19 protein-coding genes are annotated in these 26,476 nt (G+C 68.4%); 5 read left to right on the plus strand and 14 right to left on the minus strand.

The annotated features are described in order from the left end of the window. The first annotated feature begins 750 nt into the window (after positions 1 to 750). Positions 751 to 981, plus strand: a complete 231-nt coding sequence (locus LGN10_RS29765) for a hypothetical protein (RefSeq protein ID WP_226225924.1) — start codon at positions 751 to 753, stop codon at positions 979 to 981. A 426-nt stretch (positions 982 to 1,407) separates the two neighbouring features. Beyond that, positions 1,408 to 4,980, plus strand: a complete 3,573-nt coding sequence (locus LGN10_RS29770; protein ID WP_226225925.1) for an indolepyruvate ferredoxin oxidoreductase family protein — start codon at positions 1,408 to 1,410, stop codon at positions 4,978 to 4,980. 92 nt (positions 4,981 to 5,072) lie between these two features. Here LGN10_RS29770 and LGN10_RS29775 read toward each other — a convergent pair whose 3' ends face one another. Next, positions 5,073 to 6,740: a Na+/H+ antiporter gene (locus tag LGN10_RS29775; RefSeq protein ID WP_060010340.1), complete on the minus strand. Its 1,668-nt coding sequence runs from the start codon at positions 6,738 to 6,740 to the stop codon at positions 5,073 to 5,075. A gap of 308 nt (positions 6,741 to 7,048) precedes the next feature. On the opposite strand from LGN10_RS29775, the gene LGN10_RS29780 reads away from it, so the two are divergent. Continuing rightward, entirely contained in the window at positions 7,049 to 8,335 is a 1,287-nt protein-coding gene (locus LGN10_RS29780) for an EAL domain-containing protein (protein ID WP_059585406.1), read from the plus strand. Positions 8,336 to 8,541: 206 nt separating this feature from the next. Next, positions 8,542 to 9,267 (plus strand): copper homeostasis protein CutC, encoded by a 726-nt coding sequence (locus tag LGN10_RS29785; RefSeq protein WP_059608800.1) that lies wholly within the window; start codon positions 8,542 to 8,544, stop codon positions 9,265 to 9,267. A 147-nt stretch (positions 9,268 to 9,414) separates the two neighbouring features. Here LGN10_RS29785 and bioB read toward each other — a convergent pair whose 3' ends face one another. From bioB to aceK, 11 genes are all read right to left on the minus strand, one after another. Further along, the gene (bioB, locus tag LGN10_RS29790) at positions 9,415 to 10,434 is read right to left on the minus strand and encodes a biotin synthase BioB (RefSeq protein WP_059641321.1); all 1,020 of its coding nucleotides are present in this window, start codon (positions 10,432 to 10,434) and stop codon (positions 9,415 to 9,417) included. 41 nt (positions 10,435 to 10,475) lie between these two features. Beyond that, a complete protein-coding gene (gene bioD / locus LGN10_RS29795; RefSeq protein ID WP_059585402.1) occupies positions 10,476 to 11,195 on the minus strand; it encodes a dethiobiotin synthase in 720 nt (239 codons plus the stop codon). Next, the gene (bioF, locus tag LGN10_RS29800; RefSeq protein WP_226225926.1) at positions 11,192 to 12,379 is read right to left on the minus strand and encodes an 8-amino-7-oxononanoate synthase; all 1,188 of its coding nucleotides are present in this window, start codon (positions 12,377 to 12,379) and stop codon (positions 11,192 to 11,194) included. The genes bioD and bioF overlap by 4 nt, the downstream gene beginning before the upstream one ends. Continuing rightward, complete coding sequence (bioA, locus tag LGN10_RS29805; RefSeq protein ID WP_226225927.1) at positions 12,376 to 13,722, minus strand: adenosylmethionine--8-amino-7-oxononanoate transaminase; 1,347 nt, start codon at positions 13,720 to 13,722, stop codon at positions 12,376 to 12,378. Before bioA ends, bioF begins: the two co-directional genes overlap by 4 nt. 380 nt (positions 13,723 to 14,102) lie before the next feature. After that, entirely contained in the window at positions 14,103 to 15,452 is a 1,350-nt protein-coding gene (locus LGN10_RS29810) for a type II toxin-antitoxin system HipA family toxin (protein ID WP_226225928.1), read from the minus strand. Next, the gene (locus tag LGN10_RS29815; RefSeq protein WP_226225929.1) at positions 15,452 to 15,841 is read right to left on the minus strand and encodes a helix-turn-helix domain-containing protein; all 390 of its coding nucleotides are present in this window, start codon (positions 15,839 to 15,841) and stop codon (positions 15,452 to 15,454) included. The genes LGN10_RS29810 and LGN10_RS29815 overlap by 1 nt, the downstream gene beginning before the upstream one ends. A 147-nt stretch (positions 15,842 to 15,988) precedes the next feature. After that, positions 15,989 to 17,260 (minus strand): dienelactone hydrolase family protein, encoded by a 1,272-nt coding sequence (locus LGN10_RS29820; RefSeq protein WP_226225930.1) that lies wholly within the window; start codon positions 17,258 to 17,260, stop codon positions 15,989 to 15,991. 106 nt (positions 17,261 to 17,366) lie between these two features. Further along, positions 17,367 to 17,804, minus strand: coding sequence for a YchJ family protein (locus tag LGN10_RS29825; protein WP_226225931.1), 438 nt, complete (start codon positions 17,802 to 17,804; stop codon positions 17,367 to 17,369). 39 nt (positions 17,805 to 17,843) lie between these two features. Further along, positions 17,844 to 18,521, minus strand: a complete 678-nt coding sequence (locus tag LGN10_RS29830; protein WP_059585396.1) for an SDR family oxidoreductase — start codon at positions 18,519 to 18,521, stop codon at positions 17,844 to 17,846. A gap of 102 nt (positions 18,522 to 18,623) precedes the next feature. After that, positions 18,624 to 19,394 carry a carbonate dehydratase gene (gene can, locus LGN10_RS29835; protein ID WP_059585395.1) on the minus strand — a complete coding sequence of 257 codons (771 nt, stop codon included), beginning with the start codon at positions 19,392 to 19,394 and terminating at the stop codon, positions 18,624 to 18,626. Between the two features lie 55 nt (positions 19,395 to 19,449). Continuing rightward, complete coding sequence (aceK, locus tag LGN10_RS29840; RefSeq protein WP_059641340.1) at positions 19,450 to 21,267, minus strand: bifunctional isocitrate dehydrogenase kinase/phosphatase; 1,818 nt, start codon at positions 21,265 to 21,267, stop codon at positions 19,450 to 19,452. Between the two features lie 303 nt (positions 21,268 to 21,570). Here aceK and LGN10_RS29845 point away from each other — a divergent pair, with 303 nt between their 5' ends. Further along, on the plus strand, positions 21,571 to 22,650 hold the full coding sequence (locus tag LGN10_RS29845; protein ID WP_226225932.1) for an MBL fold metallo-hydrolase: 1,080 nt from the start codon (positions 21,571 to 21,573) through the stop codon (positions 22,648 to 22,650). A gap of 16 nt (positions 22,651 to 22,666) precedes the next feature. On the opposite strand, the gene LGN10_RS29850 is transcribed toward LGN10_RS29845, so the two are convergent. Together LGN10_RS29850 and LGN10_RS29855 are read right to left on the minus strand one after the other, a co-directional pair. After that, the gene (locus LGN10_RS29850; protein ID WP_226225934.1) at positions 22,667 to 24,310 is read right to left on the minus strand and encodes an ABC-F family ATP-binding cassette domain-containing protein; all 1,644 of its coding nucleotides are present in this window, start codon (positions 24,308 to 24,310) and stop codon (positions 22,667 to 22,669) included. A 192-nt stretch (positions 24,311 to 24,502) separates the two neighbouring features. Further along, the gene (locus LGN10_RS29855) at positions 24,503 to 26,098 is read right to left on the minus strand and encodes an ABC transporter substrate-binding protein (RefSeq protein WP_226225935.1); all 1,596 of its coding nucleotides are present in this window, start codon (positions 26,096 to 26,098) and stop codon (positions 24,503 to 24,505) included. Between the last annotated feature and the right edge of the window lie 378 nt (positions 26,099 to 26,476).

Consider the following 26,476-nt stretch of genomic DNA (forward strand, 5'->3'; position numbering starts at 1 on the left):
CGCCTCGCTCACCGCTGGAACTCACAGTGTTCGGTGTCGTCGCAGGGTCGAGCGATTCGCACCCGGGTCGGCGCACTCGTCTAATCGCTTGCCGTCACTCACCACCGGAATTCACAGTGTTCAGGGTTGTCTCGGGGCGATCTGTCCACATCCGAATGGGTACCCTTGTTCGAGCGCGTGCCGTTGCTCACCGTTGAAATTCACAGTGTTCAGAGTCGTCGCGGATCGGGCAATCCGCGCCCGAATTGGCCCCCTTGTTCGAACGCGCGCCGTCGCTCACCGTTGAAATTCACAGTGTTTGGAGTCGTCGTGGAGCGGGCAATCCACGCCCGAATTGGCCCCCTTGTTCGAACGCGCGCCGTTGCTCACCGTTGAAATTCACAGTGTTTAGAGTCGTCGCGGATCGGGCAATCCACGCTCGAATTGGCCCCCCTTGTTCGAACGCGCGCCGTCGCTCACCGTTGAAATTCACAGTGTTTGGAGTCGTCGTGGAGCGGGCGGTCCACGCCTGAGTCGGCACCCTTGTTCGAGCGCTATCGATGCTCACCATTGGGATTCACGGCGTTTGGAGTCGTCGCGGATCGGGCTGCCCGCCCCCGAATCGGCACCGTCGTTCGGGCGCGTGCCATCACTCACCGTCGAAATTCACAGGGCTTCGAGTGTCTGCGGGTGGGTGATATCCACACCCGTACCGACCTCTCGTTCGACTACCCAACGGCACGCACGAGGCACGCACGAAGGGGCGGACATGTGGATATCCTGCCGCCGAATCGACTCACGCCCCTGTGGACCCGGAAGCTGAGCACCAACGTCGCGGCGGCGACGCAGGCATCCGGCGGTGTGGATATCTCCCGGCGGCATCGACTCGTCGCGCTGTGGATTTCGACGGTGAGCGTCGCCCTCCGCATGAGCGGCGGACAGATCGAGGTGTGGACATCCGGCGCCCGACGCGACTCGAAACCCTGTGCGGTCGAACGGTGAGCGCGATCACCCGCTCGACCGACAGTCCCGGCATTGTGGACATCTCGCGCCCTCACTCACTCCAAACGCTGTGCATCCCATCGGTGAGCGCGCCGTCGTTTCCCGGCCCAAACCCTTGTCGCACGGGCCCCGAGCGAGCGCCGCCGGGCCTGCGGCGGGCGTCCCGCTCGTCACCCGCGATGTCGACGCAAGCGCTCCCCCATCCCGCCCAACCCCCGACCGCCACCCGCCCCCCAGCGCGAAAACTCTCTCAAATCCCGGCAAAAACCTGCGCGGTTTTTCTCGCCGCGCACCGGTCCGAGCAAGATGAGGAAAAACATTCTCGGCCGCGCGCGAAAAAATAGAGCCATTCGCTGCCGCACTCATGCGTCACCCGGCGCCCCGCCGCGCACGGCCCAGAACAGCACCATCCGGAGACTTCCCCCCATGACCGCCCGCCTGCCCGTCGACGGCACGCCTGCCCTGTCCGACTACCGCCTGACCGACAACCTGACCGCGACGCGCGGCCGGATCTTCCTGACCGGCACGCAGGCGCTAATCCGCCTGCTGTTGATGCAGCGCACGGTCGACACCGAGCAGGGCCTCGACACGGCCGGCTTCGTCAGCGGCTATCGCGGCTCGCCGCTCGGCATGGTCGACCAGCAGTTGTGGAAGGCGAAGAAACTGCTCGACGCCAGCGGCGTGCGCTTCCTGCCGGCGATCAACGAGGAACTCGGCGGCACGGCCGTGCTCGGCACGCAGCGGGTCGAGGCCGACCCCGAGCGCACGGTCGACGGCGTGTATGCGATGTGGTACGGCAAGGGGCCGGGCGTCGATCGCGCGGGCGACGCGCTCAAGCACGGCAACGCATACGGTTCGTCGCCGCACGGCGGCGTGCTGGTCGTCGCGGGCGACGACCATGGCTGCGTGTCGTCGTCGATGCCGCACCAGAGCGATTTCGCGATGATGGCGTGGCACATGCCGGTCGTGAACCCGTCGAACATCGCCGACATGCTCGAATTCGGCCTGTACGGCTGGGCGCTGTCGCGCTATTCGGGCGCATGGGTCGGCTTCAAGGCGATTTCGGAAACGGTCGAGTCGGGCTCCACCGTCGACCTCGATGCGTTGCAGACGCGCTGGCCGGCGCCGGAAGGCTTCACGCCGCCGGCAGGCGGCCTGCACAACCGCTGGCCCGACCTGCCGAGCCTGACGATCGAGGCGCGTCTCGCGGCGAAGCTCGACGCGGTCCGCCATTTCGCGCGCGCCAACAGCATCGACAAGTGGATCGCGCCGAGCACGCACGCGAACGTCGGCATCGTCACCTGCGGCAAGGCGCACCTCGACCTGATGGAAGCGCTGCGCCGGCTCGACCTGACGGTGGCCGATCTCGACGCGGCCGGCGTGCGGATCTACAAGGTCGGCCTGTCGTATCCGCTCGAAATGACGCGCATCGAGACCTTCGTCGACGGGCTCGCCGAAGTGCTGGTGATCGAGGAGAAGGGCCCGGTCATCGAGCAGCAGATCAAGGATCACCTGTACAACCGCACCGAAGGCGCGCGCCCGCGCGTGCTCGGCAAGCACGACGCGGCCGGCGCGTGCCTGCTGTCCGAACTCGGCGAACTGCGTCCGTCGCGCATCCTGCCGGTGTTCGCCGACTGGCTCGCGCGGCACAAGCCGGCGCTCGACCGCCGCGAGCGCGTCGTCGATCTCGTCGCGCCGCGGATCCTGTCGAACGAGGCCGACGCGGTGAAGCGCACGCCGTACTTCTGCTCGGGCTGCCCTCACAATACGTCGACGAAGGTGCCCGAAGGTTCGATCGCGCAGGCCGGCATCGGCTGCCACTTCATGGCGTCGTGGATGGAGCGCGATACCACCGGCCTGATCCAGATGGGCGGCGAGGGCGTCGACTGGGCCGCGCACGCGATGTTCACCCACACGAAGCACGTGTTCCAGAACCTCGGCGACGGCACCTACTTCCACTCGGGCATCCTCGCGATCCGCCAGGCGGTCGCCGCGAAAGCGAACATCACGTACAAGATCCTCTACAACGACGCGGTCGCGATGACGGGCGGCCAGCCGGTCGACGGCAGCATCTCGGTGCCGCAGATCGCGCGGCAGGTCGAGGCCGAAGGCGTGTCGCGCTTCGTCGTCGTGTCCGACGAGCCGGAGAAGTACGACGGCCATCACGGGCAGTTCCCGACCGGCACGACGTTCCATCACCGCAGCGAACTCGATACGGTGCAGCGCGAATTGCGCGAGACGCCGGGCGTCACCGTGCTGATCTACGACCAGACCTGCGCGGCCGAGAAGCGCCGCCGCCGCAAGAAAGGCGAATTCCCCGACCCGGACAAGCGTCTGTTCATCAACGACGCGGTGTGCGAAGGCTGCGGCGACTGCGGCGTGCAGTCGAACTGCCTGTCGGTCGAGCCGCTCGAGACACCGCTCGGCCGCAAGCGCCGCATCGACCAGTCGTCGTGCAACAAGGACTATTCGTGCGTGAACGGTTTCTGCCCGAGTTTCGTGACGGTCGAGGGCGCGGCGCTGAAGAAGGCGGCCGGCGCCGCGTTCGACGAAGCGGCGCTCGCCGCGCGCGTCGACGCGCTGCCGGTGCCGGCGACGCACCTCGACGCGGCGCCGTTCGACATGCTCGTGACGGGCGTCGGCGGCACCGGCGTCGTGACGGTCGGCGCGCTGATCAGCATGGCCGCGCACCTCGAAGGCAAGAGCGCATCGGTGCTCGACTTCATGGGCTTCGCGCAGAAGGGCGGCTCGGTGCTGTCGTTCGTGCGGATCGCGTCGAGCGACCGCTGGCTGAACCAGGTGCGCATCGACACGCAGCAGGCCGACGTGCTGCTCGCGTGCGACATGGTCGTCGGGGCGAGCGCGGAGGCGCTGCAGACGGTGCGCCACGCGCGCACGCGGATCGTCGTCAACACGCACCGGATCCCGAATGCATCGTTCGTGCAGAACCCCGACGCGAACCTGCATGCGGACGCGCTGCTCGAGAAGATGCATCACGCGGCCGGCGACGGCTACCTGTCGAGCTGCGACGCGCAGGCGCTCGCCGCGAAGTTCCTCGGCGACTCGATTGGCGCGAACATCCTGATGCTCGGCTACGCGTGGCAGCTCGGCCTCGTGCCGGTGTCGCTCGCCGCGATGATGCGCGCGATCGAGCTGAACAACGTCGCGGTGCCGATGAACAAGCTCGCGTTCTCGATCGGCCGGATGGCGGCCGGCGATGCGGCGGGCCTCGACGCGCTGTGGAACGCGCGTCATGCGGTGGCCGCGCACGCCGCGCCGGAGACGCTCGCCGAGCTGATCGCCGATCGCGAAGCGCGTCTCGACGCGTACGGCGGCGCGCGCTACGTCGAGCGCTACCGTGCGCTGGTGAACGCGGCGCAGGCGAAGGGCGACGACACGCTGACGCGCGCGGTCGCGACGACGTTCTACCGGCTGCTCGCGGTGAAGGACGAATACGAAGTCGCGCGGCTGTACGCGGACGACGCGTTCCGCACGGCGCTCGAAGCGCAGTTCGAAGGCGTGCCGGGCCAGACGTACCGCGTGAAGTTCAACCTGGCGCCGCCCGCGGTCGCGAAGGCCGGCAGCGACGGCAGCACGCCGAAGAAGCGCGTGTTCGGCCAGTGGATGTGGCCGGTGCTCGGCATGCTGGCGCGCGTGCGCGGCCTGCGCGGCACGTGGCTCGATCCGTTCGGCCGCACGGTCGAGCGGAAGATGGAGCGCGCGCTGGCCGACGACTACGAGACCACGCTCACGCGTGCGTTCGCCGCGATGACCCCCGGCAATGCCGCGCAGGTCGTGCAACTGGCCGACCTGCATGCCCGCGTGCGCGGCTTCGGCCACGTGAAGGTGCGCAATCTGGCCGGCGTGAAGCGCGCGGAACGCGAGCTCGCGTTGCAGCTCGGCATCGACGCGGCGACGAGCGCGGCCGTGCAGCATGCGCTCGACGAGATGAAGGGCGCGGGGATGCTGAAGGGGATTCCGGTCGTCGTCGCGAAGTAACGCGAGCGTGAGCGGACGTGAAAACGGCGACGCGGGTGCGTCGCCGTTTTTTTATGCCCGTCGGCGGCTGCGCGCGGGCCGCGGTCGATCCTTCAAAGAATGCCTTTCTTGCGCGTCGACAGCGCGGTTTCCGACAGATCGATCTCGCGAAGCAGCTTCGTCAGCGTTTCGTCGGAAATCTTGCTGTCGCTGCGCAGCCGGTACAGCGCCGAGCGTTCCGCGCGCACGGCCGCGATCCGCATCTGCAATTCCATCGTTTCGGCCTGCTTCGCTTCCGCGCGCGGCGTGGGGCCGTCGTCGGCGAGCGCGGCGAGCCGGCGGCGATATTGGTCCATCACGCGTGCGGAGATGTCGGCGCAGCGGGCCGCGCCCGATTCGTCGAGCTCGGCCGAAATGGCATCGTGCGACGAATCGATCGCGCGGATCGCGGCCTGCGCGGCGGCCGAGCGAGCGATGCGCTCCTCGTCGCCGAGCGGGTTGCGCGACGAGCGCACGCCGCGCAGCAGCAGCGGCAGGCCGATCACCGCGACGATCAGCGAGCCGAGGATCACGGACGACGCGATGAAGATCGCGGTGTCGCGGCCCGGTAGCGGTGCGCCGTCGGACAGCGCGACCGGGATCGACAGCACGCCGGCGAGCGTGACCGCGCCGCGCACGCCGCCCACCGTCATCACCGCGATCGTGCGCACGCCGGCCATCGTGCCGGCGAGGCCGCGACGCGCGGCGCGGCGGCTCGCGAACCAGCGCAGCAGCCACACCCACAGGAAGCGGATCGCGTACAGCGCGAGCATCATCGCGCCCACGTTGAAGATCATGCGGCCGACCAGCACGTCGCTCGTGTGGTGCGCGTCGACGAGCGCGCGGCCGATGATGTGCGGCAACTGCAGCCCGAGCATGATGAACACCATGCCGTTGAACACGAACTCGATCATCGCCCACGTGCTTTCGGCACGCACGCGCGACGCGACGGTGCTTTTGCGGGAGAAGCTCGTGTAGTTCATCATCATCCCGGCCGACACGGCCGCGAGCACGCCCGACAGGTCGAGATGCTCGGCGAACAGGTAGGCCGCGAACGGCACCAGCAGCGTCATCACGATGCCGGGCGCCGGGTCGCCTTCCTGCTCGGCGTTCAGGAAGCGCGTCGACAGCGCGCTGAACAACCACGCGACGATCGCCCCCGTCGCGAGCCCGCCGGCCGCGACGATCACGAACGTGACCGACGCGGCGCGCAGCGAGAACACGCCCGTCAGCGCGGCCGCGATCGCGAACTTCAGCGCGACGAGGCCCGACGCGTCGTTCATCAGCGCCTCGCCTTCGAGAATGTGCATCAGTTGCGGTGGAATGCGACCCTTGCCGGCGATGCCCGACAGCGCGACCGCGTCGGTCGGCGACAGCACGGCCGCGAGCGCGAACGCGATCGGCAGCGGCAACTCGGGAATCAGCCAGTGTGCGAAGTAGCCGACCGCGAGTACCGTCATGAACACGAGCCCGAACGCGAGCATCAGGATCGCGCGGCGCTGCAGGTAAAGCTCGCGCTTCGGAATCCGCCAGCCGTCCGCGAACAGCAGCGGCGGGATGAACAGCAGCATGAAGATCTCGGGGTCGAACGTGACGTGCAGGTTCAGCTTCGGCCACGCGAGCATCGCGCCGAACGCGATCTGCATCAGCGGCAGCGGCAGTTGCAACGGGAGGATGCGCGTGACGGCGCCGGACAGCGCGACGGTCAGCAGCAGAATGAGGACGGTGAAGACGATTTCCATCGAGACGGCGGATGCGGGGAATGAAACGATCGTACGGAGTGTAGCGTGCCGACGTAACGGATGCGTTCGAGCGGCCGGTGCGTGCGCACGGAAACGGTGCGCGGATGGTGCGCCACGATGGTGCGGCGGCGCGGCGCGGCCATGCGGCGCATGGGTTCCGCACGCCTTGCACGGAGCTTGCTTGAAGGTGGGCAGCCGCCCGGCACGTGCCGGGCAACCGAGGGTCCAACCATGACATTGCGCGCGCCGTCCCGGTCGTCGTCCATGACGCCGGACGTCGCGTTCGACTGCACCACCAGGAGGAAGGCATGACGATCGTGCAACAGGAGCGTCCGGCCGCCGCGTCGCCGTACCGGTTCGAGCGGGAGATGAGCTCCGGCTTCGAACGGCTCGCGACGCAGCACCGCGACCTGACGCTCACGACCGTGTTCCAGCCGATATTCAGCCTGTCGCACCAGCGCGCGGTCGGCTACGAGGCGCTGCTGCGCGCGCACGATGCGCTCGACCGCGCCGTGTCGCCGCTCGACGTGTTCGGCGAAGCCGCGCGCCAGGGCGAACTGCTGCAACTCGACCGGCTCGCGCAGGCGCTGCATCTGGAGAACTTCGCGCTGCTCGGCGCCGAGCGCGAGTGGCTGTTTCTCAACGTCCACCCGGGCGTGCTCACCGATCCGTTCCAGGCGGCCGCGCTGCTCGCGAACCTGAAGCGGCTCGGCATGCCGCCGCGGCGCATCGTGCTCGAAGTGCTCGAACAGCGCGCGGACGACGTCGAGCGGCTCGCGGAGGCCGTGCGCGAGTTCCGCACGCACGGCTTCCTGATTGCACTCGACGATTTCGGCGCGGGCCACTCGAATCTCGAGCGGATCTGGCAATTGAACCCGGACATCGTGAAGCTCGACCGGATCATGCTGTCGCACGCGGCGCACCGTACGGGGCTCACCGCGATCCTGCACGGGCTCGTGACGCTGTTGCACGAGGCCGGCAAGCTCGTGCTCGTCGAAGGGATCGAGACCGAGCACGAAGCGCAGATCGCGCTGTCGTGCGAGGCCGATTTCGTGCAGGGCTACTACTTCGGCCGCCCGGCGCCGGGGCTGCCCGACAGCGCGACCGCGACCGGCTGCATCGGCGAGCTGACCGAGCGCTATCGTCAGCAGACCGAAGCGCGCGAGCGGCGCGACGCGCAGCGGCTCGCACCGTACCTGCGCGCGTTCGAACGGGCCGCCGAGCGCCTCGAGGCCGGCGAGCCGCTCGACGAGGTGTGCTGGAACTTCCTCGCGCTTGACGCGGCCGCGCGCTGCTTCCTGCTCGATGCGCACGGCCGGCAGTCGGGCCGCAACGTCGTGCTGCGCGCCGATCGCGCGTTGGCCGAGGCGCGCTTTTCGCCGCTGGCCGACGCGCAGGGCGCGAACTGGCTGCGCCGGCCGTATTTCCGCTCGGCGATCGCCGAACCGGGGCGCGTGCAGGTCACGCGGCCGTACCTGTCGATCAACGAGGCGCAGCCGTGCGTGACGCTGTCGGTGGCCGTGCGCGTCGGCGACGCGCAGCGCGTGCTGTGCGGCGACATCGACTGGATCGACGAGGACGCGCAAGTCGCGTAGCGAGGTGCGGCTCGCACGCGGCGAGCGGCCGCGCCGTTCCGGTTCGTGCCCGCCACGGCGGTGACGGCGGTGTCCGCGCGCGTCGGCGTGTGGCGCGTGCGGCGCGGCTGAAATACGCGGCGGAAGTACGCGGCCGCCGGCACGCTGGCGTCCGTCACGCGGCTCGGCTAGGATGCGCGAATTGTCCTGACGATTCGCAAGCCGCCATGAACCGACCCGCTGCTTCTTCCGTCCTCCTCGAAGTGATCGCCACGACCGTCGGCGATGCAAGGACCGCCGCCCGCGCGGGCGCCGACCGCCTCGAACTCGTGACCGCGATCACCGAAGGCGGGCTGACGCCCAGCGTCGGCCTGATCGAGGCCGTCGTGGCCGCCGTGCCGATTCCCGTCAACGTGATCGTGCGTCCGCACAGCCGCTCGTTCGTCTATGACGCCGACGACATGCGCGCGATCGAGCGCGACGTGCGTGCGGCCGTCGCGGCCGGCGCGAACGGCGTCGTGTTCGGCGCGCTCGACGCGCGCGGCGACATCGATCTCGGCGCGCTGGCCCGCGTCGCGGCCGCCGCGGACGGGCGCCCGCTCACGTTCCACCGTGCGTTCGACGTCGCGCGCGACCTGAACGCCGCGTTCGATGCGCTGCTGCGCGTGCCGGCCGTCACGTCCGTGCTGACGTCGGGCGGCCATCCGTCGGTGCTCGACGCGGCCGCGACGATCACGCGGCTCGTGCGGCAGGCGGCAGGCACGACCTGCACGGTGCTGGCCGGTTCGGGGCTCACGATCGATGCGGTCGGCGATTTCGTTCGCGCCACCGGCGTGCGCGCGGTGCATTTCGGCTCGGGCGTGCGGCCGCGCGGCGAGGTGCTGGCGCCCGTCGACGGACAGCGCGTCGAGCGCGTGCGCGCGGCGCTCGACGGCGCGGCGTCGCACGTGTGATGCGCTCGCCGAAGCTGCGCGTTGGCTCGTCGAGAACACTCTCGATTCGAGACACGCGGAGCGACCCGGTGCAGACGATCGGATGAAAAAAGCCGGGGCATGCCCCGGCTTTCTCGTTGGCGGGCGCGGCGCGCCGGCCGCTACCGCTTACGCGTGTTCCGTCAGCGCGTCGGCCTGGCTCGCGCGGATGCCGAGGCGCTCGAACAGCGCGCGGTCGCGCTGCGTCTGCGGGTTGCTGGTCGTCAGCAACTGGTCGCCGTAGAACATCGAGTTCGCGCCGGCGAGGAAGCACATCGCCTGCATCGCGTCGTCGAGCTGCTCGCGGCCGGCCGACAGGCGCACGACGGCCTTCGGCATCGTGATGCGCGCGACCGCGATCGTGCGCACGAACTCGAACGGATCGAGCGGCGCGGTGCCTTCGAGCGGCGTGCCTTCGATCGCGACGAGGTTGTTGATCGGCACCGATTCCGGATACGGGTTCAGATTCGCGAGCTGCGAGATCAGCCCCGCGCGTTCGCGGCGCGACTCGCCCATCCCGATGATGCCGCCGCAGCACACGTTGATGCCCGCGTCGCGCACGCGGTCGAGCGTGTCGAGGCGGTCCTGGTACGTGCGCGTCGAGATCACCTGGCCGTAGAACTCCGGCGACGTGTCGAGGTTGTGGTTGTAGTAGTCGAGGCCCGCGTCGGCGAGCTGCCGGGCCTGCTCGTCTTCCAGCATGCCGAGCGTCATGCAGGTCTCGAGGCCGAGCTCCTTCACGCCGCGCACCATCTCGGTCAGCGCCGGCATGTGGCGCTCCTTCGGGTTGCGCCACGCGGCGCCCATGCAGAAGCGGCTCGCGCCGTTCGCCTTCGCCGCGCGCGCGGCGTCGAGCACCGCGTCGACGTCCATCAGCTTCTCGGCCTTCAGGCCCGTGTCGTGATGCGACGACTGCGAGCAGTAGCCGCAATCTTCCTCGCAGCCGCCCGTCTTGATCGACAGCAGCGTCGAGAGTTGCACCGCGTTCGCGTCGAAGTGCTCGCGATGCACCTGCTGCGCGCGGAACATCAGGTCGTTGAACGGCAGCTCGAACAGCGCGACGACGTCGGCGACGCGCCAGCGCTGCGGCGCCGGAGCGGCCACGGGGATCGCGTCGGGTTGCACGGCGGCGGTCTGGGCTTGGGTCATTTCTTTTTCCTGTCCTGGGCGGGATTGGGGGATCGGTTGGGTCAAGGCCGCGCGGCGCGCAGCGACTCGACGAGCGCGGCGATGTCGAGCATCGCCGCAGCGGATTCGGGGGCGGCCGGCGTCAGGTGCGCGATGCGGCCGATCAGCGGCGCGCGGTGCTCGCGCGCGAGCCAGTCGCCAATCGTCGCGACGTTCTCGTCGGCGAACGACATCGCCGGGTCGACGTGGTTCGCGACCCAGCCCGCGAGCGTGAGGCCGCGCTGGCGAATCGCATCGGCCGTCAGCAGCGCGTGGCTGATGCAGCCGAGCCGGACGCCGACGACGAGCACGACGGGCAGGCCGAGCGCGACCGCGAGATCGGCGGTGTCCTGCGTGTCGTTCAGCGGCACGCGAAACCCGCCGACGCCTTCGACGACGACGACGTCCGCGCGCGTCAGCGCTTCGCGATGGCACGCGACGATCGTGTCGAGGTCGAGCGTCACGCCTTCGCGCGCGGCGACGATATGCGGCGCGGCCGGCGCTTTCAGCAGGAACGGCGTGCGCAGCTCGGGCGGCAGCACGACGTTCGCGGCGGCGTCGAGCTGGTCGGCGTCCTCGTTGCGCCACACGCCGTCGCGTTCGTACGCGCCGGCCGCGACCGGCTTCAGCGCGGCCGCGCGCAGGCCGTGCCGCGCGAAGCCGTGCAGCATCGCGGCCGACACGAAGGTCTTGCCGATTTCGGTGTCGGTGCCGGTCACGAAGACGGAGAGCGGGGCGGTCATGCTGCAGCCTCCTCGCTGGCGTGGATCAACGCGGCTTCGAGCCTGGCGAGATCGTCGAACGAATGCGCGGCCGACAGCGACACGCGCAGCCGCGACGTGCCGGCCGGCACCGTCGGCGGCCGGATCGCGGGCACCCACAGGCCGTGCGCGTCGAGCGCGCGCATCGCGGCGAGCGTCGCGTCGTTGCTGCCGATCACGAGCGGCTGCACGGCCGTGTGCGAATCGACCGGCTGCCAGCGCGTGTTGCGCAGCAGCGCGCGCGTGCGTTCGATCAGCGCGGCGAGGTGCGCGCGGCGCGCGTCGCCTTCGTCGCCGGCGATCACCTTCAGGCTCGCCGATACCGCGTGCGCGACGGCCGGCGGCGCGGCCGTCGTGAAGATGTAGCTGCGCGCGCGCTGGATCAGCCATTCGATCACGGTTTCGTGCGCGATCACGAACGCGCCGGCGACGCCGGCCGCCTTGCCGAGCGTGCCGACGTACACGAGATGCGGCGAACGCAGCGCGGCGGCCGCGAGCGCGCCGCGACCCTGCGGGCCGAGCACGCCGAAGCCGTGCGCGTCGTCGACGACGAGCCACGCGCCGTGGCGTTCGGCCAGCGCGACGAGTTCGGCGAGCGGTGCAATGTCGCCGTCCATGCTGAACACGGTGTCGCTGACGATCAGCTTCGTTTCCGCATCCGATGCGTCGAGCAGCGCGGCGAGCGCGGCGGTATCGGCGTGCAGATAGACCTGCACGTTCGCGCGCGACAGCCGCATGCCGTCGATCAGCGACGCATGGTTCAGCGCGTCGGAGAAGATCGTCGCGCCCTTGCCGGCGAGCGCGGTCATCGCCGCGAGGTTCGCCATGTAGCCGGTGCTGAAGTACAGCGCGCGCGGCGCATCGGAGAAGCCGCCCGCGAAGCCCGCGAGTTCGTCCTCGAGCCGGGCGTGCGCGCGCGAATGGCCGCCGAGCAGGTGCGAGCCGCCGCTGCCGGAGCCGTAGCGCTGCGCGCCTTCGGCGAACGCGGCGACGAGCGCCGGATGCGCGGCGAGGCCGAGGTAGTCGTTGCTCGCGAAGCCGACGATCTCGCGGCCGTTCACGGTCATGCGCGCGTCGCACGCGGTGTCGGCGATGCGGCGCACGCGGCGCAGCCCTTGCGCGTCGAGGTCGGCGAGGCCGCGTTGCAGGGTGTCGAGCAGGCTCATCGGCCGAGATCCTCCAGCGTGGCGTCGAGCGTGTCGCGCGTGCGCCGCGCGAGCCACGCGATGTCGTCGTCGCTCATCACGTACGGCGGCATCAGGTACACGGTCGTGCCGATCGGGCGCAGCAGCAGTTCACGTTCGAGCGCGCGCTCGAAGAACCGCCGCGAGAAGCCGTGCGCCGCGTCGCCGTCGAGCGCGACGTCGAACGCGAACAGCGTGCCGCGCTCGCGCAGGTGGCGTACGTGCGGATGGGCGCCCAGCGGCGCGAGCGCCGCGCGCAGCGTCGCCGATTTGCGGGCGTTGCTCGCGAGCACGTCGTCGCGCGCGAACAGGTCGAGCGTCGCGAGCGCCGCGCGGCACGCGAGCGGGTTGCCCGTGTACGAATGCGAGTGCAGGAAGCCGCGCGTCGTGTCGTCGTCGTAGAACGACGCGAACACGTCGTCGCGCGTGAGCACCAGAGACAGCGGCAGGTAGCCGCCGCTGATTCCTTTCGACAGGCACATGAAATCGGGCCAGACGCCCGCCTGTTCGCACGCGAAGAAGGTGCCCGTGCGGCCGCAGCCCACCGCGATCTCGTCGGCGATCAGGTGCACGCCGAATTCGTCGCACAGTGCGCGCAGCCCGCGCACGTACGACGGATCGTGCATGGCCATGCCGGCCGCGCACTGCACGAGCGGCTCGACGATCAGCGCGGCGATCCGGTCGCCGCGTTCGACGAACAGGCGCCGCACGTCCGCGAGCGCGCGGCCCGCGACGTCGGCGGCCGTCTCGCCCGGCAGCGCGCCGCGCGCATCGGGCGACGCGACCACGTGAGCGTGGCGGATCAGCGGATCGTACGCATCCTTGAACAGCGCGACGTCGGTCACGCCGAGCGCACCGATCGTCTCGCCGTGATAGCTGTTCGCGACGCAGACGAATTCCTGCTTGTTCGCGCGGCCGCGGTTGCGCCACGCGTGGAAGCTCATCTTCAGCGCGATCTCGACGGCCGACGCGCCGTCCGACGCGAAGAACGCGTGGCCGAGCGTGCGGGCGGTCAGCGCGTGCAGCCGTTCGGCGAGCTCGATCGCCGGTTCGTGCGTGCAGCCGGCGAGCATCGCGTGCTCGAGCGTGTCGAGCTGGTCCTTCAGCGCCGCGTTGATGTCCGGGTTCGCATGGCCGAACAGGTTGACCCACCACGAGCTGATCGCGTCGAAGTAGCGGCGGCCGTCACGGTCGACCAGCCACACGCCCGCGCCGCGCGCGACGGAGACGAGCGGCAGGCGCTCGTGATGCTTCATCTGGGTGCAGGGGTGCCAGACCGCGCGCAGGCTGCGCGCGACCCAGTCGTCGGTGGCTGGCGTACTCAAGGCGACTCCGGGGGTAAAACGGCCGCGCGGTATCGACGGGCGCCGCGCGGCGGGATACGAAACGCGCAGAGATTAGCGTGTTCCGCCGGACGTTGCACTAGCGGTTACAAACGCCGCGCAGCCTTGCTGGGCGGGAGTTCGGCGCAGTTCGGGGGTGCTCGGGACGGAACGCGGCGGATCGGCCGAAATGCACGCAGATGACGACGGTCGAGTGACACCCCCCGACAGAAAAAAATCGCGGGGCGGGGCGGCCGGGCAGCGAAATATGGGGAAGGATGATGGTGCGGTGTTGGCGGCGACAAGGGGCGAACTTGCTGCGCGCAGGGTCGATCGACCGGGTGGTGCAATGCCGGACCACTGAGCGAAATCGAGCGGCAGGTTCAGGGCAATGCTTTGCGAAGTGCCGCGTCGGCCACGTGGTCGATGTGACGGAACGCCGGCGCAATCTTGTCGACTTCCTTGTCAGGCACGCCATGCTCTTCGAAACACGTCTTCCATTCGCGTGTCGGTTGCCAGACTTCAGCAATCGCGAGTCCGGCGTCTGATTTCGAAAGGCCGAATGCATCCCGGGCATTGAACGCGTTATCCAGGGTGGCGAGCCGCCCCTGCGGGCCGATGCCGAGGTGGAGATAGCGCTCGTGTGCAGTGCTCGGCCGGGGCAGAACGTCGTATAACGGGCTGAGACGCCAGCCGGGGAGACGCGGGTCGCGAATGAATCCGTGGTTGCGCAAATGGTCATCGTCGTTGCTCACGAGGATGTTAAAGACCATCCGCTTGAACAGTTCCCGGTTGTCGGCTCGAATTGCGCCCACGTGCCCGTGCTGCCGGATCGCGTGAGCCACGTCCTGATAACTTTTCTCCATCGATTCCATCTCGGAACAGCCGACCAGCGTCAATGCGCTCGCGAAGGGCACTCTTCGCTCGGTTGCCCCGGCACGGGGAGGCAGATAGAGCGCGTCGTCCCCTCGAAGGGCGTCGAATTCGGGGTGAGTCCAGTACCGGTCGAATCGGCGGATCAACATGACTTGTCGGCCGCCGACGTCGACGATGCGGGTAGGTGGGACCCGAATGCCGCACCGGGCCGCAAGACGAAGCGTGGCCTCTTCGATGACCGTCACGTTCAGCCGGTCGCTACGACTCGGGAATTTGGCCAGCCAAAGCACGCCGTTTTCGTCCCGCACCGTAGCCTTTGGCCGGGCGCCGCCGAGACCGCTGCCCTGTACGAAGATGGCTTCGAGTTCGGCCGGCACGGGCTCGCCTTCCTCGATGCGCGCTGCCGAATCGATCAGATATTCGAGCCTGTGCAGGCCATTGCCGGCTTGCGGGCCTGGAGGGGTGTCCAGATTCGCCCGGATATCGAGCGCACCAATCCGCTGACTGCCCGCGTGGAGGAGATAGGTGGATTCGGGCAGTGTGTTGGCCCGGACTTTGAGTTTGGCTTCGATGACACGCCGTCCCCATGCATCGGGCGCGGCGTCGCGAATCCCGCCGAACTGCGTCAACCCGCCCGCCGGGAAGTTCATCTTGCCGCGTGTCTCGTTCTTTCTCGCCAGACTCAGGCTCACCGGGTCGATTTCGATGGCGTTGGGCCGATCGATATAGCGCAACCCGTACGCGAAGCTCGATGCCTGTAGATCCGCACCGTCTTCGGTCATTTGAAGCAGGCCCGCGGGTGCCCAGTCATCGTCGAGATAGGCAAACACGGCGAGTCCTTTGACGACGGCGACCATCAGAAATCAAGATCCTTGAGTTCGTTGTCCGTGAGAGATCGTACGCGTCGACTGCGTTCGCGGGCCGCCTGTGCCTTGAGCGACGGGTCTGTTCCGGAGAGCAGTTCCAGCAGGGTCGTTTCCGGTGCAATCGCGTCGAGATACCGCAGCCACTGTCCCAGCGCGACGCCAGGATCGCCTTTCTCGATGCGATAGGCGGTATTGCGTGAAAGCCCGGCCCGGGTGGCCGCCTCGCTCTGCTGGATGCGCCGCGAGATGCGCAGACGGGCGAGCGCTTCTCCGACACGCGCGGCTTCCGCGAGAACGGTGGGGCTGGCGGCCGCAGCTTGATTGACCTTCATGCTCGTAAAATAGATCGTTAAGTCGATTATGATCGAAATAACGATCATGATAGATCATGCCAGCTCGAATTCAAGCCGATTGCGCGTAAAAACGAGCATTACGCGGTGAGTGCTCGATTTGACGAGCAGGCGGGAGCGTGCCGCGATGACCTGAAAGGACGGGTCGCGCGAGGCGGGAAGAACGACAGCCGCGCGTCAGCGCGAAGCCAGCGCGCGCGTATCGGTGTCGCGGATGTGATCGTCGCCGTTGTCGGCCGTTTGCGTCGGGCTGGCGTTCCACACGACGCGGTCGTTGACCGCGTACAGCCGGCACGCGCCCGCGCCCTGCTTCGCGCAGTTGTCGAGCGCGAGCGCCATCGGGTCGTCGCCGCCTTCGGCCCACGACCACGCGCCTTCCGACGACACCGCGAATGCGCGGCTCGGATGCTGGTTCAGGAAGCGGCGATAGCCTTCGCGGCCGGCTTCGTCGACGTACGGCACCGCGTTGACCGCGTCGATCGACGCATAGCCGCTGGCCTTCGGCTCGTGCGGGTTCGCGACCGCATAGCGCACCGCGGTCGGCAGGTTCAGTTCGGCGAGGAATGCGTTCACGGCCGGCCACCAGACGGGCACGCCGTCGCGATCGACGATCAGCCGGTGCGCGTCGTCCTTGTAGCGGCCGAAATCGATGAAGCGGGCTTGCGTGCCGTGCGACACGTACGCATCGTGCATCTGGGCGACGAGCGCGGGCGTCCATACCGAATCGTTGTCGCCGTACAGCCACAGCGACCGCACGGCCGTATGCGCGCCATACTGGTCGAACGCATCGACGAGGTTGCGCTGCCAGCCGTCGCACAGGTCCTGGCGCAGCCCGCCGGAGAAGTTGATGATGCCGCGTACGCCGGCTGCCGCTTCGGTGCCGTATGCGACCGACACGAGCCCGCCATGCGACGTGCCGGCGACGACGATGCGCGACGCATCGACGTACGGCTGGCGCGACATGTAGCGCACCGTCGCGTCGACGTCGGCGGCCTGCGCGAGCCCGTTCTTGCCGACGTTGCAGCCTTCCTGCCGGTACGTGCCGTCCGAACCGGCGAAGCCCTGGCGATTCGGCGCGATCACCGCATAGCCGCGCCGCACGAATTCGCGCGCGAACGCGAGCGGCCGGCTGCGCGGCTGCAGATGGAGATCGCCGGTATTTTTACCGTGGTTGAAGACGACGAGCGGGAACGGGCCGGGGCCGTTCGGCTTGAAGAGCGTCGCCTCGAGCGTGACGGCGCCCGAAGCATCGGCCGGAATGCGCAGGATCTGTTCGTTGAGGTCCGCGGCGACCTGCGGCAGGTTCGCGTCGGCGTAGTCGAAGCGCTCGGCGTGCGCGAGCGATCCGCTGGCGCCCGCCCCCGTACCGGCGCCCGGCAGCGTACCGGCCTGAGCGGCCGACAGCGCACAGGCCGCCATCCATCCCACCAATACCTTGCTGAACGCCATCCGTAAGCCCTGCCATGCAACATGACCAATTCCAGGCCATCGTAGCCCGACAAAATCAGGTTGTGCAATGCGGGAATTACCCGGCGTCTGACATGGCAACTATTTGTCAGCGTTCACTTACTTCGCCGTCGACATAGCGCCAGAAACCGTGCTCGTCGCGCTCGAAACGACTCGTCTCGTGGAGCCGGTAAGCGCGTCCGCCAACCTTGTAGCGCGCCACGAATTCGACCTCCGCGTGCCGCTCGTCGAGCGGCACGTGGCGTTTGACCGCGAGGCCGAGCCAGCGCGGCGCGTCCGGTGCTTCCGGGTCGGCGTCGAGATCGGACGGGCAGGTGCGCGCGGCCCACGTCGCGCGCAGGTAATCGGTCGCGCCGAGCACGTACGCGCTGTACCGCGAACGCATCAATTCGAGTGCGGTCGCGGCGGCCTCGCCGCCGTCGATGAAACGGCCGCAGCAGGCCGCGTAGCGCGGCGCCGGGGCTTTGCCGGCGGGCGCGGGAGACGCGCCGCCGCACGGGCACGCGTCAGGTCGGTTCAAAATCATGCGAAATGTGAATTAACAACGATCGGTTGCCGATGCCGCTCACCAGCTCAGCTCGACGCCGTCGTACTGGAAGAACCGGCCGTTCGCCTGGGACACGTCGGAACCCGATTCGGCGATCACGCGACGCATGCCGGTCACGCTCGTTTCCGGGTCGATCGCGGCCTGCGCGCCGCCCATGTCGGTGCGCACCCAGCCGGGATGCAGCGAAATGCACGCGGCATGGCGCGTCTGCAGCGAAGCGATGCGCAGCGCATCGTTCAGCGCGGCCTTGCTCGCGCGGTACAGCCAGCCGGTCGTGCCGGTCGCCTCGGCGATGCTGCCCATCCGGCTCGACACGACGGCCAGCACGCCGCGCGCGTCCTCGACGAGCGGCAGCAGGATCGGCAGCAGCTGCATCGGCCCGCGCACGTTCGTGTGCATCACCGCGTCGAAATCCTCGGCGGTGATCGTCTCGACGCCCTCGGTGCGCGGCCCGTACACGCCCGACACGAGCACGGCCGCATCGAGCCGCTCGCCGTCGAGCTTCCAGCCGAGCGCCGCGATCTGCTCGGGCTGCGCGATGTCGAGCGCATGCGGCTGCGCGCCGAGCGCGCGCAGCGCATCGAGCGACGCCGCGTCGCGCGCGGTGGCGATCACGTTCCAGCCGTCGCGCCGGTATTGCCGGACGAATTCGCGGCCGAGGCCGCGCGATGCGCCGACGATCAATACGGTTTTCATGCCTGTCGCTCCTTGCGGTGGCGCCACCGAGGCAGTGCCGTTGTCAGATCCGTTCGACGCGTGCCGCGGCCGCGTCGCAGCCGCCGCCCGGCGGCTGGCGCGTTACTGCTGCGCGTCGTCGCACGGCTTGAGCGTCGCGGCGACCGCCTGCGCGACGCTTTCGAGCCGGGCGGCGTCCGCCGCGACCATGTCGTTGTCCGGCGCATGCTCGCCGCCGGCGGTGAGCGCGGCCACGCAGCGCCGGTAAGTCGAGTCGAGCGCGTCGAAGTTCGACACGGCCATCCCGAGGTTGCGCATCCGGCCGTCATGCACGCCGTACACGAGCCCGTGCACGGTGAGCGACTGGCCGCGCGCCCACGCGTCGTTGACGATCGTCGTGCGGCACACGTTGACGACCTGTTCGATCGCATTCAGCTCGATCAGGCGACGGTAACGCGCTTCGCCGACCGGCCATTCGTCGAGCAGCGCCGCATGGCGCTCGCGTACGTCCTGCACGTGATGCAGCCAGTTGTCCGCGAGGCCGACACGGCGGTTGTGCAGCGCCGCGTTCACGCCCGAGCAGCCGTAGTGGCCGACGACCATGATGTGCTTGACGCGCAGGATGTCGACCGCGAACTGGATCACCGACAGGCAGTTCAGGTCGCTGTGCACGACCACGTTCGCGATGTTGCGGTGCACGAACACTTCGCCCGGCGGCAGGCCGATGATCTGGTTCGCCGGCACGCGCGAATCCGAGCAGCCGATCCACAGATATTCCGGCGCCTGCTGGTCGGCGAGTCGTGCGAAGAAATCGGGATCGTCGGCGAGCTGGCGCTTGACCCAGGCATCGTTGTTGTCGAACAGATGTGAAAGCGGATTGTCTTGGGTAGTCATCGGTGTGGCTTCCGTTGGCGGAAATCGGTCGATATCGGATTCGGTGTTGCCGGCGTCAGGCGGCGCGCTGCGCGTCGCCCGCGCCGTCGTCGAGGCCCGTCGCGCCGAAGCGCGCAGGGTAGCGCACGCTGAAGCGCAGGGCCGCATCGTACGGATAAAAATCGGGCAATTCGCCCTGCATCAGCTTGTCCTTGCTCGCCTGCCACAGCGCCGGATCGAAAAAGTCCGCGTGATGCTTCATGAAGACGCTGCGCACACGCGGGTCGCCGAGCAGGAACGGCCCGTAGGTCTCAGGAAAGATGTCGTGCGGGCCGACGGTATACCACGGTTCGCCGGACAGCTCGTCTTCCTCGTTGCGCGGCGGCGGCACGCGCCGCACGTTGCAGTCGGTCAGGTACTCGATCTCGTCGTAGTCGTAGAACACGACGCGGCCGTGGCGCGTGACGCCGAAGTTCTTGTACAGCATGTCGCCGGGGAAGATGTTCGCCTTCATCAGCTCCTTCACCGCGTTGCCGTATTCCTTCACGCCGTGCTCGACGTCCGCGTCGCTGCCGTTCTGCAGGTACAGGTTCAGCGGCGTCATCCGGCGCTCGATGTACAGGTGCTTGATCACGAGCTTGTCGTCCTCGTATTCGAGCAGCGACGGCACTTCCTTCTCGAGTTCGCGCACGAGCGCATGATCGAGCCGCGCGAGCGGCAGCGCGACGCTCGAATACTCGAGCGTGTCGGCCATTCGCCCGAGGCGGTCGTGACGCTTCACGAGCTGGTACTTCTCCATGATCTGCGCGCGCGTCGTTTCCTTCGGCGGCGGGAATTGATCCTTGATGATCTTGAACACGTACGGGAACGACGGCAGCGTGAACACGAGCATCACGAGGCCCTTGATCCCGGGCGCGATGATGAAGCGGTCGCTCGAATGCGACAGATGGTGCAGCAGGTCGCGGTAGAACAGGTTCTTGCCCTGCTTCTGCAGGCCGACCGACGTGTAGATCTCGGCCTTCGGCTTGCCCGGCATGATCGTGCAGAGGAACTCCACGTACGCGGACGGCACGCCCATGTCGACGAGGAAGTACGAATGCGAGAAGCTGAAGATGATCTGCAACTGCTCGCGGCGCAGCAGCACGGTATCGAGCGCGAGCACGCCCGGGCGCACGTGGCGGATCGGCACCGCGAACGGCAGCACGCGGTCGGCGTTGATGATGCGGCCGACGATGTACGCGCTCTTGTTGCGGAAGAACAGCGACGACAGCACGTGGATCTGGAAATTCGGCGCTTCGTCGAAGTGGCCGAATTCATCGTCGATCGCCTGCATCACGCAGCCGATGTCGCGCGTGAGATCCTCGAACGCCGGCTCGAGCTGGAAGTTCGTGACGATGCGCTCGAGCGTGACCGCGAGCCCGTCGGTGCCCGGATAGTACGCGCGGTACGTCGGTTTCGCGGCCGGCTCGTCGTTCTCCAGATACTCGGTCGAGATCGCCGGGCGCACGAAGATGAAATCGTTGCTGAAATACGAGCGGTGCAGGATCTTGCAGCACACCGAATTGAAGAAGGTTTCCGCGCACTCGGGCTGGCGGTGCGACGTGAGCAGGCCGATGTAGTGCAGCTTGATCTGCTGCCAGACTTCGTCGTCGATGTTCTCCGCGTCGTATTCGTCTTCCAGCACCTCGACGCATTCCTTCACGCGATCGTCGTACGACGTGATCCGCTCGCGCGCGAGCCGCTGCAGCCCGTGCCAGTCGCCGCGCTCGAACAGCGTCTTCGCATCGACCGCCGCTTCGCGGAAGATCCGGTAATGGCGATCGAAGTATTCGAGCATCGTCTGCGCGACGTCGAAACCGATCTGCGACGACAGCAGTTTGGGGAAGTGATTCATCGCGTGCAGGCTCGTTCAAGGGGCTGTAAGCACTCGCCATTTTAGCGCCCAAGTCGGCGTTTCAATGACTTTCGCGGTGATGCGCGAATGGTCGTCAATCGGCGTGTTGATCGCCGTTGGGCGCCGTTCGACGCATCTTCGCGTAAAGATACGGGTACGGAACCGATTCTGACACGAACTTTTTTTGGCGCGTCGGCAGGGGCCGGGCACGTGTTTCGCGCGACGGCGATAGAATCGACGCACCGCCCGCCGCCCCCTGCCGCCGGCGCGCCTTCGCACCGATAACGACGAGACGCCCCACCGATGAATGCCCTGGAACACCAACTCGACTACCCCTTCGCCGATACGCTGCCCGCCGCGGGCGACACGTTCGAGGTCGCGCCCGGCGTGCGCTGGCTGCGCATGCCGCTGCCGTTCTCGCTCGATCACATCAATCTCTGGCTGCTGCGCGACGAGATCGACGGGCAGGCCGGCTGGACGGTCGTCGATTGCGGGATCGCGTCGGACGCGATCCGCACGCACTGGGAGCAGATCTTCGACACGCAGCTCGACGGCCTGCCCGTGCTGCGCGTGCTCGTCACGCACTGCCACCCCGATCACTTCGGCCTCGCGAACTGGCTGTGCGAAGGCGGCGACAAGGGCCGCTGGAACGTGCGGCTGTGGATGACGCTCGGCGAATACCTGTTCGGCTGCCTGATGGCGGCCGGCAACGGGTCGAACGCGGGCGGCGCGGCCGCCGCCGATCACTTCGCGCGCCACGGCCTGACCGATCCCGCCGCGCTCGACAAGCTGCGCAACCGCCGCAGCTACTACTCGGATCTGGTGCCGGCCGTGCCGCCGCGCTACCGGCGCCTGCGCGAAGGCGACGCGGTGACGATCGGCGCGCGCACGTGGCGCGTCGTCACCGGCTTCGGCCATTCGCCCGAACATTGCGCGCTTCACAGCGAAGCCGACGGCGTGCTGATTTCCGGCGACATGGTGCTGCCGCGCATCTCGACGAACGTGTCGGTGTTCGACCTCGAGCCCGAAGCGAACCCGCTCGCGCTGTACCTGGAATCGCTCGGCCGCTACGAGACGATGTCGCCCGACACGCTCGTGCTGCCGTCGCACGGCAAGCCGTTCCGCGGCGTGCGCACGCGCATCGCGCAACTGCGCGAACACCACGATGCGCGCCTGGCCGAAGTGCGCGTCGCGTGCGCGGAAAAGTCGATGAGCGCGGCCGACATCGTGCCGATCATGTTCCGCCGCCGCGAGCTCGACATCCACCAGATGACGTTCGCGCTCGGCGAGGCGCTCGCGCACCTGAACCTGCTGTGGCTCGCGGGCGAACTCGTGCGCGAGCAGGGTGACGACGGCGTGCTGCGGTTCCGCGCCGCCAGCTGAGCGCGCTTCGTCATCGTTACACGACGGGTTCGTAACGCCATCCGTCGGGATGCCACTGCATCGTGTGCGTCGGTTCGAGCGCCGCGAGAAACGCGGCGTCGTGCGACGCGACCACGAGCGCGCCCGGGAAACCCGCCAGCGCGGCTTCGATCGCACGCACCGATTCGAGATCGAGGTGATTGGTCGGCTCGTCGAGCAGCAGCAGTTGCGCGGGCGTGCCGCGCCACAACGCGCACGCGAGCGCGGCCTTCAACCGTTCGCCGCCGCTCAGTTGCCGCGCCGGTTGCGTCGCACGTGTCGCGTCGAGCTGCAGCAGCGCGAGACGGCTGCGCAGGTCGCCTTCGGCGAGCGGCGTATCGAGCAGCCCGAGTTGCTCGACGATCGAGCGCTCCGGGTCGAGCAGTGCGAGCCGCTGGTCGAGATACGCGGCGCTCACGTGCGTCGTGCAAGTGCCTGAGCGCGGCGCCAGCTCGCCCGCGAGCATCCTGAGCAACGTCGACTTGCCGCAGCCGTTCGGGCCCGTCAGCGCGATGCGCACGGCGCCGCTGGCCGACCACGTGATCGCGTCGGCGTCGCCCGCGACGCGCCACGGCAGTTGCGCGCGTTCGAGCGTGAACAGCTGGCGGCGCGCGCTGACCTCCGTGCCCGGCAGCGACACCAGTACGGGCGCGTCGGTTTCGACGCGCGCGGCCGCTTCCTGCACGCGCGTGTCGAGCGTCGCCTTGAAGTCGCTCTGATGACGCCGGACCGTCCCCATGATGGCGCGCGCGGCGCCCTTGCGGCGCTGGCGCGCCATCGACGACAGGTTGGCCGCCTTCGCGTCGCGCAGCGACGCGGCCGCATGGCGCTGGATCGTGTCGTGTTCCTGTTCGAGCCTGCGCCGCACGCGCTCGCGCTCGGTGCGCACATGGTCGAGCGCCGCGTGCGCGGCTTCCTGTTGCGCGTCGCGCTGCGCACGGTAGAGCGCGTAGTTGCCGCCGTACGAGCGCGCGCCGTGCGGCGTCAGCTCGACGATGCGCTGCACGCCGGCGAGCAGCGCACGGTCGTGGCTCACGATGACCACGCCGCCGCGCCAGCCGTCGAGCGCCGTGCGCAGCCACGCGCGGCCCGGTGCGTCGAGATGATTGGTCGGTTCGTCGAGCACGAGCAGGCCGGCGCCGGACAGCAGCGCGCCGATCAACGCGACGCGCGCGAGCTGGCCGCCGCTCAACGTGTGCGCGGGCGTGTCGGCGCGGACATCGTGCAGGCCGGCCGCGTCGAGCGCCGCGCGCAGCCGCTCCGCGAGATCCCAGCGATCGCCGATCAGGTCGAAGTCGTGCGGCGCCGCGCGGCCGTCCGCGAGACGCGCGAGCGCGCCGAGCGGCGCATCGAGCGCGGCGATCTGCGCGACGGATCGCGGGGCGGCCGTGGCGTCGTGGTCGTGCTGCTGCGCGACGTAGACGACCTGCGCATGTCGCTCGACCGTCCCCGCACTCGGCGCGCGGCGGCCCGCGATCAGTTGCGCGAGCACGCTCTTGCCGACGCCGTTGCGGCCGACGATGCCGGTCGGCGTGCGATCGATGGACAGGTCGAGCGAATCGAACAGCGTGACGCCGTCGTCGAAGCGGAAGGAAACGTGATGAAGCGCGACGAGCGCGCCGGTGGGCGTGGCTGCAGCCATAAGCACCTCCAAAAATGCGTGAAGACCTTCGCGCGCGGCGTGCGTGGCACGGGCGGCGAAAACATTTCGGGAAGGCTTAGTTGTTCACTTTGGCTGGCGTCCGGTATGAGGAATGAGCGCGCAGTGTAGCAAGCGCGGCGCGCAGGCCGCAAGCGAGCGGCATGTGCGCCGTCGCTTGCGCGCCACGCGAGGTTACTGCACCGCGACCGTCGTGAAGTTCTGCCGTCCGAACGGACTCACGTGATAGCCGCTCACGTTCGTGCGCGTCAGCGCGGCCGCGGTCGGGTAGCCGAGCGGAATCCACAGCGCCTGGTCGTGGATGATCTTCTGCGCGCTTTCGTACAGCTTCGCGCGCTTGGCCTGGTCGGCGGTCGCCTTGCCGTCGGCGATCAGCTTGTCGAGCTGCGCATCGCAGAAGCGCGCGAAGTTGATGCCCGACTTCACCGCGTTGCAGCTGAACAGCGGCGACAGGTAGTTGTCCGGATCGCCGTTGTCGCCGGCCCAGCCCATGAACAGCATGTCATGCTGGCCGAGCTTCGCCTGCTTGATCAGTTCGCCCCATTCGATCACTTTCACTTCCGCTTTCACGCCGATCTTCGCGAGGTCGGCCTGCAGCAGTTCGGCGCCGGCTTTCGGATTCGGGTTCAGCACGCTGCCGGTCGGGCGCGTCCAGATCGTCGTCGAGAAGCCGTTCGGGAAGCCGGCCTGCGCGAGCAGCTGCTTCGCCTTCGCGGGATCGTACGCATACGGCGCGATGTCCTTCGCGTAGCTCCACGTGTTCGGCGGATACGGATTGTTCGCGGCCGTCGCGGTGTTGTCGAACACGACCTTCAGGTAGGTCGCGCGGTCGAACGCGAGATTCAGCGCCTCGCGCACCTTGTCGTTGTCGAGCGGCTTCTTCTGCGTGTTCAGCGCGACGAACGCGGTCATGAACGCAGGCGTCTGCACGACCTTCAGCGCGCTGTCGCCCTTCGCGGCGAGCACGTCTTGCGGCTTCGGCGACAGCGCGATCTGGCATTCGCCGGCCTTCACCTTCTGCATGCGCACCGATGCATCGGGCGTGATCGCGTAGATCAATCGATCGACCTTCGGCTTCGCACCCCAGTAGGTCGGGGTCACGTCGTAGCGGATCAGTGCGTCCTTCGTATAGCTCTTCAGCACGAACGGGCCGGTGCCGACCGGCTTCGCGTTCAGGTCGGCCTGCTTGCCGGCCTTGAGCAACTGGTCCGCGTACTCGGCCGAGTAGATCGACGCGAAGCCCATCGTCAGGATCGGCACGAACGTCGCGTTCGGCTCGTTCAGCACGAACTTCACCGTGTTGTCGTCGACCTTGGTCACCGATTTCACGAGCTTCACGAGGCCCATCGACTGCGCATGCGGAAAACCGCTCGCGCCGGCCACCTTGTGCCACGGATTCGCATCGTCGAGCATTCGCGTGAACGTGAACACGACGTCGTCCGCGTTCAGCGGGCGGCCCGGCTTGAAGTAGTCGGTGGTCTGGAACGCGACGTTCGGGCGCAGGTGGAACGTGTACGTGAGGCCGTCGGCGCTCGCTTCCCATTTGTCCGCGAGCGCGGGCACGACCTTCTTCGCGGCTTCGTCGTAGGACACGAGCGTGTTGAAGATCACGTCGGCCGACGCGTTGGTCGTGACGAGCGAGTTGTACTGCACGACGTCGAAGCCGTCCGGGCTCGATTCCGTGCAGACGGTGAGCGGCTTGGCGGCGGCGAGGCCGGGAGCGGCAAGGGCCGCGGCCACGGCGGCCGCGGCGAATAGCTTGACGTGCATAGGATCTCCCACGTGGCTTGTGTTTTTCGCTGGATGACGGAGGCGGGCGCGGCCCGGCAGCGGGCAGGGCCGGCGCGGCTGGCGAATAGGATACCGTCAAAGCGCGCGACGCGTGGAAAAAGGCGCCGGAACGCGACGAATTGACCGAAAAACGGCTGCGATGGCGACGGAACGGGTGTTGATGCGGCCGTGCGGGGAGGGCGAGCGCGGCGCGGCAGGCGAGGGGCGAGGCGGGCGGCTGCGAATGCGCGGCGCGAGCGACGGAACGGGCAGGATCGCGGCAGCGGTGCGCGGTATGTGGCGCGACACGAAGGTAGAGGCCCGCGCGGATTCGCGCGGTATGGCGAGGCAGATCGGGCCAAGGCCCGACAGGACCCG

Origin of the sequence: Burkholderia sp. AU32262 (assembly GCF_020419985.1) — a bacterium.
Lineage (GTDB): Bacteria > Pseudomonadota > Gammaproteobacteria > Burkholderiales > Burkholderiaceae > Burkholderia > Burkholderia semiarida.